Origin of the sequence: Promicromonospora kroppenstedtii (assembly GCF_044389675.1) — a bacterium.
In the GTDB taxonomy this organism is placed as follows: domain Bacteria; phylum Actinomycetota; class Actinomycetes; order Actinomycetales; family Cellulomonadaceae; genus Promicromonospora; species Promicromonospora kroppenstedtii.
This window is the reverse complement of sequence record NZ_JBIRYI010000001.1, coordinates 378,589-391,479: the sequence shown is the minus strand read 5'-3', so window position 1 is coordinate 391,479 and position 12,891 is coordinate 378,589. Positions and strand designations below refer to the sequence as shown.

At 71.7% G+C, this 12,891-nt stretch carries 11 protein-coding genes; 3 read left to right on the top strand and 8 right to left on the bottom strand.

Annotated features, from left to right (window positions below):
- Positions 1-18: 18 nt before the first annotated feature.
- From ACH47X_RS01745 to ACH47X_RS01710, 8 genes are all read right to left on the bottom strand, one after another.
- Entirely contained in the window at positions 19-654 is a 636-nt protein-coding gene (locus tag ACH47X_RS01745; protein WP_020016952.1) for an ATP-dependent Clp protease proteolytic subunit, read from the bottom strand.
- 231 nt (positions 655-885) lie between these two features.
- Positions 886-2,274 carry a trigger factor gene (gene tig / locus ACH47X_RS01740; protein ID WP_036969262.1) on the bottom strand — a complete coding sequence of 463 codons (1,389 nt, stop codon included), beginning with the start codon at positions 2,272-2,274 and terminating at the stop codon, positions 886-888.
- Positions 2,275-2,475: 201 nt separating this feature from the next.
- Complete coding sequence (locus ACH47X_RS01735) at positions 2,476-3,285, bottom strand: carbohydrate ABC transporter permease (RefSeq protein WP_397400820.1); 810 nt, start codon at positions 3,283-3,285, stop codon at positions 2,476-2,478.
- Positions 3,282-4,202 (bottom strand): carbohydrate ABC transporter permease, encoded by a 921-nt coding sequence (locus ACH47X_RS01730; RefSeq protein WP_397400818.1) that lies wholly within the window; start codon positions 4,200-4,202, stop codon positions 3,282-3,284. Before ACH47X_RS01730 ends, ACH47X_RS01735 begins: the two co-directional genes overlap by 4 nt.
- Positions 4,199-5,503, bottom strand: a complete 1,305-nt coding sequence (locus tag ACH47X_RS01725; RefSeq protein ID WP_397400816.1) for an ABC transporter substrate-binding protein — start codon at positions 5,501-5,503, stop codon at positions 4,199-4,201. Before ACH47X_RS01725 ends, ACH47X_RS01730 begins: the two co-directional genes overlap by 4 nt.
- Before the next feature lie 73 nt (positions 5,504-5,576).
- On the bottom strand, positions 5,577-6,710 hold the full coding sequence (locus ACH47X_RS01720; RefSeq protein ID WP_397400814.1) for a flavin-containing monooxygenase: 1,134 nt from the start codon (positions 6,708-6,710) through the stop codon (positions 5,577-5,579).
- A gap of 61 nt (positions 6,711-6,771) precedes the next feature.
- Positions 6,772-7,197 (bottom strand): cupin domain-containing protein, encoded by a 426-nt coding sequence (locus tag ACH47X_RS01715; protein WP_397400812.1) that lies wholly within the window; start codon positions 7,195-7,197, stop codon positions 6,772-6,774.
- Between the two features lie 204 nt (positions 7,198-7,401).
- On the bottom strand, positions 7,402-8,502 hold the full coding sequence (locus ACH47X_RS01710) for a glycoside hydrolase family 5 protein (protein WP_397400810.1): 1,101 nt from the start codon (positions 8,500-8,502) through the stop codon (positions 7,402-7,404).
- Positions 8,503-8,674: 172 nt separating this feature from the next.
- Here ACH47X_RS01710 and ACH47X_RS01705 point away from each other — a divergent pair, with 172 nt between their 5' ends.
- From ACH47X_RS01705 to ACH47X_RS01695, 3 genes are all read left to right on the top strand, one after another.
- Positions 8,675-8,971, top strand: a complete 297-nt coding sequence (locus tag ACH47X_RS01705; RefSeq protein WP_036969257.1) for a hypothetical protein — start codon at positions 8,675-8,677, stop codon at positions 8,969-8,971.
- 73 nt (positions 8,972-9,044) lie between these two features.
- Positions 9,045-11,393, top strand: a complete 2,349-nt coding sequence (gene cofG / locus ACH47X_RS01700) for a 7,8-didemethyl-8-hydroxy-5-deazariboflavin synthase CofG (RefSeq protein ID WP_397400807.1) — start codon at positions 9,045-9,047, stop codon at positions 11,391-11,393.
- Positions 11,390-12,865 (top strand): flavin-containing monooxygenase, encoded by a 1,476-nt coding sequence (locus ACH47X_RS01695; RefSeq protein ID WP_397400805.1) that lies wholly within the window; start codon positions 11,390-11,392, stop codon positions 12,863-12,865. Before cofG ends, ACH47X_RS01695 begins: the two co-directional genes overlap by 4 nt.
- The last annotated feature ends 26 nt before the right edge of the window (positions 12,866-12,891 follow it).

The window sequence follows — 12,891 nt, the reverse complement described above, 5'->3', positions numbered from 1 at the left end:
TGATGCGTTTCCGGGCGCTCAGCTGTGCATGCCGCCGCCGCCGGCCAGCGCGGCGGTCTCGACGACGTGGTCGACGAAGCCGTACTCCAGCGCCTCGGAGGCCGTGAACCAGTTGTCGCGGTCGTTGTCCTTGATGATCGTCTCGAGCGACTGGCCGGTCTGCTCGGCGGTCAGCTCGGCGAGCACCTTCTTCATGTGCATGATGAGCTGCGCGCCGATCCGCACGTCGGTCGCGGTGCCGCCGATGCCGCCGGACGGCTGGTGCATCAGCACGCGGGCGTGAGGCGTGATGTACCGCTTGCCCTTCGTGCCGGAGGACAGCAGGAACTGCCCCATGGAGGCCGCCATGCCCATCGCGACCGTCGCCACGTCCGGCTTGATGAACTGCATGGTGTCGTAGATCGCCATACCGGCCGTGATGGAGCCGCCGGGCGAGTTGATGTACAGCCAGATGTCCTTGTCGGGGTCCTCGGCCGCGAGAAGCATCATCTGCGCGCTGATCGCGTTCGCGTTCTCGTCGCGCACCTCCGACCCCAGCCAGATGATGCGCTCCTTGAGCAGCCGGTTGTAGATGGAGTCGTTGAGCCCGAATCCAGCACCCTCCGCCCGTGCTACCGGCCCGGCATCCATCCGCAGCAGATCGTTCACGTCCATCTCCTCGGTTCTGACTCTCGTCTGTGGACCACGTCCTAAGACGTCGTGTCGCTCGACCCTAACGTGCCTCATGCCGCCAGAACTTCCGATTCGGCGGCCGTTTCGCCTACAGCGCACCGGTGCTGCCCACGGCGAAGTCGGACCGAACGCCGACGGCGGTCCGCACCCTCGCGCGAAGGGTGCGGACCGCCGTCCGACGTCCTGCTCCGGCCCGTCCGGGCCAGGGGTGCGTCAGGCCTTGGCGGGCTCCGACGTCTCGGCCTCGGTGCCCTCGGGCCCCTCGGCGTCAGCGGCCTCCTGGGCCTGCGCCACGGCGTCGCTCAGCGCGGCCTGGGCCTCGTCGGCCTCGTCCGAGCCGATGAACTCGCTCAGGTCCACGACGTTGCCGTCGGAGTCCTTGACCTCGATCTGGCGCAGCGCGACCGCGAGGGCCTTGGAACGCGCGACCTCGCCGACCATGGCCGGGATCTGACCGCCCTGCTCGAGGGTCTTGATGAACTCGCTCGGCTCCATGCCGTACTGCTGCGAGGCGCTCACCAGGTACTCGACGAGCTCGCCCTGGCTGACCTGAACCTTGAGCTTCTCGGCGAGGGTGTCGAGGAGGATCTGGTTCTTGATGGCCTTGGTGGCGTCCTCGGTGACCTCGGCGCGGTGCGCGTCGTCCTCGAGGCGGCTCTCGGACTCGAGGTGACGGTGCACCTCGGCCTCGACCACGCCGGACGGCACGGGGACCTCGACGGTCTCCAGCAGCTTCTCCATGAGGGCGTCACGCGCGGTGACGGCCTGGTTGGAGGTCTTGATGCCGGCGACCTGGGTCTTCAGGTCGTCCTTGAGCTCCTCCAGCGTGTCGAACTCCGAGGCGAGCTGGGCGAAGTCGTCGTCCACCTCGGGCAGGTCGCGCTGCTTGACGGAGGTCGCCGTGACGGTGACGTCGGCGTCCTGACCCTCGTGGTCGCCACCGGCCAGCGGCGCCTTGAAGGTGGTGGTCTCGTCGGCGGACAGGCCGGTCAGGGCCTCGTCCAGCCCCTCGAGCATGTTGCCCGAACCGATCTGGTACGAGACGCCCGACACGGAGTCGACCTCCTCGTCACCGATGACGGCCTTCAGGTCGATGACGACGTAGTCGCCCTCGACGGCGGGACGGTCGACGCCCACGAGGGTGCCGAAGCGCTCGCGCAGGGCGTCCAGCCGCTCGGTGACGTCCTCGTCGGTCACCTCGGTGGAGTCGACGGTCAGCTCGACGTCGGAGAGCTCGGGGAGCTCGATCTCGGGGCGGACCTCGACCTCGGCGGTGAACTTCAGCTGGCCCTCGCCGGCCTTCGCCGGGACCTCGGTCACGTCGACCTCGGGCTGGGCGAGCGGGCGCAGGTCGGTCTCGCCGAGCGCGTCACGGTAGAACCCGGAGAGCCCGTCGTTCACGGCGTGCTCGATCACGGCGCCCCAGCCGACCCGCTGCTCGATGATGCGCGGAGGAACCTTGCCCTTGCGGAACCCGGGGACGTTCACCTGCTCGGCGATGTGCTCGTAGGCGTGATCGATGCTCGGCTTGAGCTCGTCGTAGTCCACCTCGACGGTCAGCTTGACCTTGGTGGGCTCCAAGGTCTCGACGGCGCTCTTCACTTCGATGGTCTCCAGAATGTCGGGGGTGCGCGCACGCCGGCGTACTGCGTCCCGGGTGGCGCGGGGATGCTCTGCTCTGTTGCTCAGCTGCTCACTGACAGCGCGTACGACAGGCGCACGGGCAACCCGTCAATAGTACGCCTGGACGCCACAGGCGCCGAATGCAGGCGGGTGGCCTGCGGCACAGCGGGCGTGGGCCCGTCAGCGCCCCATCCCGGCGGTGAGACCCGCGACGATCTGGCGCGTCGCGACCAGGAACAGCACCACGAGCGGCAGTGTCGCGATCACGAGGCCCGCGAACAGGGTGGACCAGGAGGTCTGGTACTCGCCGAAGAAGGTCGTCAGGCCCACCGGCAGCGTGTATCGCGCCGGGTCGCGCACGAGGATCAGCGGGTAGAAGAAGTCGTTCCAGATGGGCACGAAGCGGAACACCACCACCGTCGCGACGGCAGGCCGCACCAGCGGCAGCAGCACCGACCAGAAGGTGCGCAGCGGGCCCGCGCCGTCGATCCGGGCGGCGTCCTCCAGGTCGACCGGGAGCTGGCGCAGGAACGTGGCCAGGACGAACACCGAGAACGGGATCGAGACGGCGGAGTAGACCAGGATCAGCCCAGTCCGGGTGGACGCGAGCCCGATGGTGTCGAGCAGGTAGAAGATCGGCACGATCATGAGGAACACGGGCATCATCAGGCCCGAGACGAAGACCTGCTCGATCACCGTCATGAGCCGCGACCGGGACCGCGCCAGCGCGTAGGCCGCCAGCAACGACACCGCCGTCGACAGCAGGACGGACAGGGTGGTGACCAGCACCGAGTTGAGGAAGTAGGTCGAGAACGACGCCTCGACCCACGCCTCCCGGTAGGCGTCCAGCGACGGGCTGTGCGGCAGGCCGAGCGGCTCCACCACCAGCTCCTGGTCGGTACGGAACGAGTTCCACACCATGATCAGCAGCGGCAGCAGCGCGACGGCGGCGTAGCCCCACAGCAGGGTGCTGACCGCCGCGCGCCTCACGTCAGCCTCCGCTCGACGCGGCGGAACCACTGCGTGAACAGCACCGAGATGCCGACGATCACGACGAACAGCACGATCGCCACGGCCGACGAGATGCCGATCGCGTTGGACGCGCCGGAGTGGAACGCGGTCCGGTAGAACAGGAGCGACATGACATCCGTGGCGCCGGCCGGGCTGCCGCTGGAGCCGCCCAGGGCGTACGGGATCGGGAACGCCTCCATGGAGAAGATGAACGTCAGCACGCTCACCGTGCCGATCACCGGCATCAGCAGCGGCAGCGTGACGTGCCAGAACCGCTGACGGGAGCTCGCGCCGTCGAGCATCGCCGCCTCCTCGATCGCCGGGTCGAGCGCGCCGAGGGCGGCGCCGTAGACCAGCAGGGGGAAACCGACCCACTGCCACGCGGTCACGAGCACCACCACCCACAGGGCGGTGTCGGGGTCGCCCAGCCAGGGCTGGGCCACGGCATCGAGCCCGACGGCGCGCAGCGCGGCGTTGACCGGGCCGAACAGCGGCGAGAGCAGCAGCGACCAGAGGTAGCCCACGACCAGCGGCGAGACCAGGTACGGCATCGTGTACAGCACCTGGAACAGCCTGCGCAGGCGGCCGCGGTGATGCAGCGCGTAGGCCAGCAGCAGGCCCACCGAGTTCTGCACCACCATCGCCCCGGCGAACAGGAGCGCGTTGTGCCCGAACGCCCGCGGGAGCTGCGTGGCGTACGGCTCGGTGGTGAACAGCGCGACGAAGTTGGCCGGCCCCACGAACGCGTCCTGCGCGGTGCCGCGCCAGGAGAACAGCGAGTAGGTCAGCGCCGTCGCCATCGGGTAGAGCACGAACACCGCGAACAGCACGGCCGCGGGCAGCAGGAAGAGCAGCGCGACCGGCGTGGGCAGGGCCGCGGTACGACGGCGGCTCACTCGCCCGGCGTCCACCAGGCCGACAGGCCGTCCTGGATCACGGCCGCGGCGCCGGCGGCGTCGGTGTCACCGAGGAAGAGCTTCTGCCCGGCCTCGCCCATCAGGTCGGTGCCGACCGGGTCGCCGTAGCGGTAGTCCACGAGCAGCAGGTACGGGGCGGGGTTCTCCTGGTACAGGTCCCACATCTCCTGCTGCAGCGGGTCGGAGAACTCGACGCCGGGGATCGGCGAGAACTGCTTGAGCTCGTCGGCCACGAGCTGCCCGAACTCGGGCGTGGCCAGCCAGTTCAGCAGCGTCTCGGCCTCCTCGGGGTGCTCGGTCGTGGCCGACAGACCCCAGCTCCCGTCCGCATACCCGGCGCTGACCGGGTGGTCCAGGGCCGAGCCCGGTGGCGGGGGCACCTGGAAGACGCCGAGGTCCAGGTCGGGGTTGGCGTCCTGGAAGAACGCGAGCTCGTACGAGCCGCCGGCGAACATCGCGGCCTGCTCCGAGGTGAACAGCACCTGCGCGTCCGTGTACGGCACGCCGGTGACGTCGTCGGGCATGTACTGCTGCAGGTCCTTCAGCGTCTGGATCGAGTCGACGTAGGCCGGGTCGGTGAAGTCGGTCGCGCCGTCGCGCAGGGCCTGCTGGAAGTCGGCGCCGCCGTACTGGGCGGCGGTCAGGGCGTCGTGCACCGTCGGTACGAACCAGCCGTCGCGCGCGCCGACGGCGAGCGGCGTCACGTCGTGGTCCAGAAGCGTGTCGTTCAGGGCGATGAAGTCGTCCCAGGTCTCGGGCTCCTCGAGGCCGTGCTCCTCGAAGATCGCGGTGTTGTAGTACACCTGGATGGTCTGGCTGGCCAGCGGCACGCCGTAGACGGCGCCGTCCTCCCGGCCCCGCGAGCCGTCCAGCGTGGCGTCGTCGAAGTCCGCGAGCGCCGAGACGACGTCCTCCAGGGGCTGCAGGTTGCCGCCCTCCACCAGCGGCTGGAGCAGGCCGTAGGACCGCACCTGCGCGATGTCGGGGCCGTCCGAGCCGGTCAGGCCGGTGCGCAGGATCTGGTCGTACTCGGTGTTGAGGTGGGCCTGGAAGTTCACGGTGATGCAGGGGTTGGCCTGCTCGAACACGTCGAAGATCTGCTCGTAGGTCTTGACGTCCTCGGTGCGCCAGGACCACACGTCCAGGGCGACGGCGTCGCCGTCGCACCCCTCCCCCGCCGCCTCCCCCGGCTCGGGGCTGTCCGCGGACGGCGCGCAGGCGCCGAGGGTCAGCGCCACGAGCGCTGCGGAGGCTGTGGCGAGGGTCTTTCTGCGGCTCATGCGGCGGACGCTGCCGGTCGCAGGGCGAGGTGTCAAGCATTTCGACCGAATCGATACGTCGTGTCGGGTTCGGCTACCTGGCGCGGGTCGCGTGCCGCGCGATGCGCCGGGCGTCGGCCGCCATCTCGCGGAACATCCCGCTGATCGGGTTGGTGAAACCCGTGAAGTAGAGGCCGGGCGCGGCCGGGCGGCCGTTGGTCACGAGGGGCTTTCCGCGCTCGCCGAGCACCCCGAGGTGGCCGAGGACGGGTTCGAGCGCGCGCCGGTATCCGGTAGCGGCGAGCACGATGTCAGGGGTCAGCCGGGCACCGTCGGCCAGGACCACCTCGGCGCCGTCGAACCGGTCGATGGCACGCACCACGCGCACGGTGCCGGCCTGGACGGCGGCGACGATGCCGATGTCCTGCAGGGGCACGGAGCCCTGGGCGACGCGGGTCGCGATCCCCACGTCCGGGATCGGCAGCCCGAGGTCGGTCAGGTCGGGGACGCTGGCCTTGCGGACGGCCACGCCGACGGCGTCGACGAGGGCGTCCGGCAGGTGGCGCACCAGCACGCCGGTGTACTGCGCGGCCCACGGACCCTGGTTGCGGGGCACGATGTGCGGCGGCGTGCGGACGGCGAGGTGGACGCTCGCGGCGCCGTTCTCGGCGAGGTCCTGCGCGATCTCGGCGCCCGTGTTGCCCACGCCCGCGACCAGCACGTGCCTGCCCGCGTACGGGGCCGGGTTGCGGTAACGGCTCGCGTGCGTGACCTCGCCGGGGAACGCGTCCTGGCCCGGCCAGTCCGGCAGGTGCGGGGTGTGGTTGTAGCCGGTCGCGACGACGACGACGTCCGCGGTGCGGGTGCCGTCGGTGGTGGTGAGCGTCCAGCGGCGGACGGCGTCGACGTCGGGCGCGGACCGGTCGAGCCGGGTGACCTCGACGCCGCGCTCCACGCGCAGGCCGTGGTGGGCGGCGTACGTCTCGAGGTAGCGGACGACGTCGTCGCGGGCGACCCAGCGGCCGTACTTCCGCGGGATCGCGAGGCCGGGCAGCCTGGAGAGCCCGCGTGTGGTGTGCAGGTGGAGGCGGTCGTAGTGGTGGCGCCAGGCGTTGGCGACGTGCTGCGACTTCTCGAGCACGGTGACGTCGGCGCCCCTGGCCTGGAGGGTGGCTGCGGCGGAGAGGCCTGCGGGTCCGGCGCCGATGACGGACACGGTGAGAACCATGGAGGGAGCGTAGTGCTCCGTACCCCTCACGATGCCTCGGCCTGGGGGTGAGAACGGCCGCTCAGTCCAGGGGCGGGCCCGAGAGGAGCTTGTGCTCGCGGAACGCCAGGGTGTCCGACGAGGTCTCGACGATCACCGCGAGCAGGTCCGTGGTCGCCGTCGTCCGGTGGATCTCGCCGGGCTCCCAGACCGCGGCCTGACCCGGCTCGATATCCCAGCGCTCGTCGGCGTCGCCGTCCGTGCCCTGGGACGTGACGACACCCTCGCCGGCCAGGACCGCGAAGACCTGGAGCGACGTGGCCGGGTGCTCGCCCAGCACGCCGCCGGTGACGATCCTTGCGACGTGCACGGTGGTGCGCTCGGCGTCGAGCACCTGCGGCAGGAAGTCCATGTCGACGCCGTCGCTGCCGAACCGCGAGATCTCCCGGGCGGGGAGCTGGATGATGCGCACCGGACAATCTTCGCGCAGGTCCAGGAGGTTCGTCATGCGCGGGGAGAGGGTGCCGGGTGACCTGAAGATCGTTCACCTCAGGCACGTCTGATCCGGCTCAGCCGAAGAGTGCAGCAGAGCCGAATCAGACGATGCTGAGCCGAACGTTATTCAGGCCACCAGGCACCTACTCGCTGAGGGTGCTTTACCTGGCGGCGGCGCCACGAAGGCACCACCACCACGAAGGGCGGCTGACGCCCCCTAGAAGTCGTCCGGCGTGCGGATCTGGTCGCGGATCCAGCCGCCGGCCTCCTTGAGCCGGTCGGTGCCGTACGAGCCGCTGCCGCAGGTGCCCTCGGTGAAGACCGCGCCCGAGCGGTGGTCGTCGGAGAAGTTCCAGTTGGTCCAGCTGATCTTCTTCTGCGCCGCGAGGTCGAGGTAGCGCTGCGCCATGGCGAAGTCGTTGGCGCCCTCGCCGGCGTAGTCCTGGGTGCCGAACTCCGTGATGAACATCGGGATGCGGTCCGCGGCGCGGGACAGCGCGTCCAGGTACTCCTGGCCGTGCGACGCGGCGTAGAAGTGGAACGTGTACATGACGTTGGAGGCGTTGACCGGGTTGTTCACGACCTCGGACTCGCTCGCCCCGTCGGACACGCCCAGCGAGGACCAGGCGCGCGTGCCGAGCAGGATGACGGCGTCCGGGTCCTTCGCCCGGACCACCGGGACGATCTGCTCGTGGTAGCTCTTGATGGTCTGCCACGACACCCCGTTGGGCTCGTTCGCGACCTCGTAGATGATGTTGTTCCTGCCGTTGTTCCGCTCAGCGACGGCCGTGAAGAACGTCTTGGCGCGCTCGAGGTTGAAGTTGGGATCGCCCGGGTCGAGCATGTGCCAGTCGACGATGGCGTACAGGCCGCGCTCGCTGAGCATGTCGATGTACTGGTTGACCAGGGCGGTGAACCGCGCCGGGTCGGTCTCGTAGCCGTCCTCCTGCACGTACGTCGAGATCCGCATGACGTCGGCGTTCCAGTCGTACGCGAGGGTGTCGAGCGACGTGTCGTCCACGCACTGCGAGTACCACTGGGTGCCGTGCGTGCTCATGCCGCGCAGCTGAACCTGCTTGCCCTGCTCGTTGCACAGGCGGACGCCGCAGACGCTGAGCTGCCCGTTCGCCTCCACGGGGGTGACGGCCTGCGGGGAGACGGCCTGCGGGGCGGCGGCCTGGGCGTCGTCCGGCACGGCCGCGGGCGCCTCGTGCGTGGCGATCGTCGTGGTCGAGAGGGTGGGCGCGACGGCCGCCCCTGTGGACAGCAACGCGGCCGTGGCGACGGCGACGATGATCGGTACGCGGCGGAGAACCATGATGTGACCACCTCTGATCGGTCCGGAGCAGTCCCACGGACGCTAGCAAGGTGACCGAGCGGGTGATATCCGGGATTCCCACACCGCGTCTACGGGGCGGGAGGGTCACGGATGGCGTTCTTTGGCCTACGGTGAGCCCCGACCGCATGACTCGCTCACCCCAGGAGAGACCATGAGCACGTCCGTGGAGCTGACCCGGTTCCGGGTGCTGCCCGAGAGGATCGACGCGATGCTGGCGTCGCGGCCGGCGATGATCGCCGACTTCGAGGCCGACCGCACCGGCTTCCTCGGGGCGCGCCTCGTGCAGCTGCCGGATGACGAGTGGCTCGACATCGTGGAGTGGGCCTCGTCGGAGGACTTCGCGGCGTCCCGCCAGAAGGGCGCCAACCTGCCGGGCATCGCCGCGTTCTTCGCGACGATCAGCTCCCTGGTGACCGCCGAGGAGGGCACGCTCGCCGAGCTCGGGTGACTCCGTGATGACATAGTGTCGGGCCGTCCCCTCCGGACCATCACGATCCGGTTGTCGCACCCGAGGTGGGCCCATGACTGTTCCCCTGACCCTGCGCGCGCCCGCGCGACCCGCCGACCGGCCGCAGGCCCCGGACCCCACGGTCCTGGCCGCGGCCCTCGACCGGCTGGAGGAGCACGACGGCGGCGCACCGGGCAGGGACGACGCCGAGCTGCTGCTGCACGCCCGCGGCGCCGACCTGGACCGGCTCCTGGCGGTGGCCGGCGCCGTGCGCGACCAGGGCCTGCGCGAGGCCGGGCGGCCCGGCGTCATCACGTACTCCCGCAAGGTGTTCGTGCCGCTGACGCACCTGTGCCAGGACCGCTGCCACTACTGCATCTTCGTGCAGACGCCGGGCAAGCTCGCCAAGGCCGGCATCTCGCCGTACATGTCAGCCGAGGAGGTGCTGGAGGTGGCCCGGCAGGGCGCCGCCCTGGGCTGCAAGGAGGCGCTGCTCACCCTCGGCGACCGGCCGGAGAACCGCTGGCCCGTGGCCCGGCAGTGGCTCGACGACCACGGCTACGCCTCGACGCTCGACTACGTGGGCCACATGGCGCAGCTGATCCTCGACGAGACGGGGCTGCTCCCCCACCTCAACCCGGGCGTCATGTCGTGGGCGGAGCTGCAGCGGCTCAAGCCGGTGGGCCCGTCGATGGGCATGATGCTGGAGACCACCTCCGAGCGGCTGTGGACCGAGAAGGGCGAGGCGCACTTCGGCTCCCCCGACAAGGACCCGGCCCTGCGGCTGCGCGTGATCGACGACGCCGGCCGCTCCCGCATCCCCTTCACCACCGGCGTGCTGCTGGGCATCGGCGAGAACTACGCCGAGCGCGTGGACTCGGTCCTCGCGCTGCGCGACGCGCACGCCCGGCACGGTCACGTGCAGGAGGTGATCGTGCAGAACTTCCGCGCCAAGTCGGCCACCGCGATGATGGGCGCCGCCGACCTGGAGACGCAGGAGTACGCGGCCGCCGTCGCCGTCACGCGGGTGCTGCTCGGCCCGGGGATGCGCGTGCAGGCCCCGCCGAACCTGACCGACACCGGCGAGCTGCAGCTCCTGGTACGGGCCGGCATCGACGACTGGGGCGGTGTCAGCCCGCTCACCCCCGACCACGTGAACCCCGAGCGACCCTGGCCGCACATCGAGGACCTGGCCCGGCTCACCGCCGAGGGCGGGTACACGCTGCGCGAGCGGCTGACCGCGCACCCGCACTACCTGCGCGAGGCGCGCGCCGGGGCGGAGTGGCTGGACGACCGGCTGCGCGACCGGGTCCTTGACCTCGCCGACGACTACGGCCTGGCCCGGCACGACGCCCTGCTGGGCGAGTTCCCCTCGTCTCTCTCGACCACCGGCGGGCGGCGGCTCGCCCGGTTGCTGGGCGACGTCCAGGCCGACCCTGGCGGCGCGGACGACGCCGCCTGGGTCGAGCTGCTCGGGGCGGACGGCGCGGACCTCGAGGACCTCGCCGCGCTGGCCGACGAGGTGCGCCGCGAGCGGGTCGGCGACGCGGTGACGTACGCCGTGAACCGGAACATCGACGCGTCGCTGGGCCTGCCGCCCGAACGGGTCGCCGAGCTGGCCGCCGAGGCGGTCGCGCTGGGCGCCACGGAGGTGTGCGCGCAGGGGCTGCCGCCCGCCGGGCAGGGTGCCGACGCCTACCTCGACCTCGCCCGCGCCGTGAAGCGGGGTGGGCCCGGCCTGCACCTGCACGCGTTCCGGCCCGCCGAGCTCGCCGACGGCGCCGCGCGCGCGGGCCTGCCCCTGGCCGACTGGCTGGAGCGGCTGCGCGAGGCCGGCGTCGACACGGTGCCCGGCACGGGCGCACGGATTCTCGACGACCAGATCCGGGGCCTGCTCACGGGCGGCACCGACATCCCGGCGGAACGCTGGACCGAGCTCGTCACCGCGGCGCACACCGCGGGCCTGCGCTCGACGGCGACGATCGTGTACGGCCACGTCGAGTCGGCCCGTGACCAGGTGCGACACCTGCGCGCCCTGGCCCGGGTCCAGGACGCGACCGGCGGGTTCACCGAGCTGATCCCCATGCCGTGGCTCCCGTCGGAGTCGCCGGTGCCGGTGCCCGGCGCGCGCACGGCGACCCTGCGCGAGAGCCGCGCCCTGCACGCGGTGGCACGGCTCCTGCTGGCCGGCCGGATCGACCACGTGCAGGCGGCGTGGACCAAGCTCGGCATGCGCGGGGCGCAGCGGGTGCTCGCGGGCGGCGCCGACGACCTGGGCGGCGTGCTGCTCGACGGCGTCCTCGACCCGGACGCCGGCCCCGAGCAGGGCCGCGAGCTCACGGTCGCGGACGTGACCCGGCTGGCCGCCGAGCTCGGCCGCCCGGTGCGCCAGCGCACCACCACGTACGAGCAGGTGGGGTGACGGCGGCGCTCGACGTCGCCGTCGTCGGCGCGGGGCTGGCCGGGGTGGGGCTCGGCGTGCGCCTGCGGCGCGCGGGGCGCACCGGCTTCACCGTCCTGGAGCGGGCCGACGACGTGGGCGGCACCTGGCGCGACAACGTCTACCCGGGCGTCGCGTGCGACATCCCCAGCGCCCTGTACTCCTATTCCTTCCTGCCGCAGCCGCGGTGGTCGCGGGTGTTCGCGCCGGGCGCGGAGATCCACCGGTACGTGCGCGACGTCGCGCGGTCCGAGGGCCTCGCGCCGCACCTGCGCCTCGGCACCGACCTCACGTCGGCCCGCTGGGACGACGACGCCTCCGCGTGGCGCCTGACGACGTCGCGCGGACCGCTTACCGCACGGGTGCTGGCCACCGCCGTCGGCCGGCTCAGCGAGCCGCGCGTGCCCGAGATCCCGGGGCTCGGCACGTTCCCGGGCCGGGTGTTCCACTCGGCCCGGTGGGACCGTTCCTCCCTGGCCGGGCTGCGCGTCGCCGTGGTCGGCACCGGGGCGAGCGCCGTCCAGCTCGTGCCGGAGGTGGCGCGGGAGGCCGCGTCCGTCGTCGTGCTGCAGCGCACGCCACCGTGGGTGCTGCCCCGCGGCGACCGCGCGTACGCGCCCGGTGAGGAGCCGCCGGACCGTGCGACGCTGGCCGAGGAGGCCGAGCGGCTGTTCGACGCCCGGATGGCGGGGACGCGTGCGGAGGCCGAGCTGCGCTCCCGGGCCGAGGAACACCTGCGCGCACAGGTGCCCGACCCGGCGCTGCGCGCGCTGGTCACACCCGACTACGCGGTGGGCTGCAAGCGCGCGCTGTTCAGCGACGACTGGTACCCGGCCCTCCGACAGCCGCACGTGACGCTGGAGCCGAGCGCGCCGGCCGCGGTCGAGGGCTCGACGGTGGTCGCGGCGTCGGACGCGCGGTACGAGGTGGACGTGCTGGTGCTGGCCACGGGGTTCGAGACCACGCGGCCGCCGTTCGCGCACCTGGTCACGGGCCGCGACGGGCGCACGCTCGACGAGCACTGGTCGAGCGGCATGACGAGCCACGCCTCCACCGTGGTGCACGGGTTCCCGAACCTGTTCGTGCTGGACGGCCCCAACGCGGGGCTCGGCCACCACTCGGCACTGGAGGTGATCGAGACGCAGATCGGCTACGTGCTGGGCGCGCTCGACCACCTGGACGCGACGGGCGGGCCGCTGGAGGTCTCGGCCGAAGCCGAGGCCGCCTACACCGAGGAGGTCGACCGGCGCGCGGCGGAGACGGTGTGGCTGCGCGGCGGCTGCCGGAGCTGGTACGTGGACGAGCGCTCGGGCCGGCTGACCCTCCTGTGGCCGGGCCGGGCCACGGAGTTCCGCGAGCGCTTCGGCACCTTCGACCCGGCGCCGTACGCCGGGGCTGTTGCCGGGGCCGGGTCGAGAATCCGGGCGGTCGGCAGAATGTCAGGTGATCGGTAGCTCGGGCTGCCGACCATCTGACATTC

Coding starts and splice junctions, on each gene's coding strand:
- cofG (WP_397400807.1), top strand. CDS start 9,045: ATGACTGTTCCCCTGACCCTGCGCGCGCCCGCGCGACCCGCCGACCGG.
- ACH47X_RS01745 (WP_020016952.1), bottom strand. CDS start 654: ATGGACGTGAACGATCTGCTGCGGATGGATGCCGGGCCGGTAGCACGG.
- ACH47X_RS01710 (WP_397400810.1), bottom strand. CDS start 8,502: ATGGTTCTCCGCCGCGTACCGATCATCGTCGCCGTCGCCACGGCCGCG.
- ACH47X_RS01720 (WP_397400814.1), bottom strand. CDS start 6,710: ATGGTTCTCACCGTGTCCGTCATCGGCGCCGGACCCGCAGGCCTCTCC.
- ACH47X_RS01715 (WP_397400812.1), bottom strand. CDS start 7,197: ATGACGAACCTCCTGGACCTGCGCGAAGATTGTCCGGTGCGCATCATC.
- ACH47X_RS01705 (WP_036969257.1), top strand. CDS start 8,675: ATGAGCACGTCCGTGGAGCTGACCCGGTTCCGGGTGCTGCCCGAGAGG.
- ACH47X_RS01725 (WP_397400816.1), bottom strand. CDS start 5,503: ATGAGCCGCAGAAAGACCCTCGCCACAGCCTCCGCAGCGCTCGTGGCG.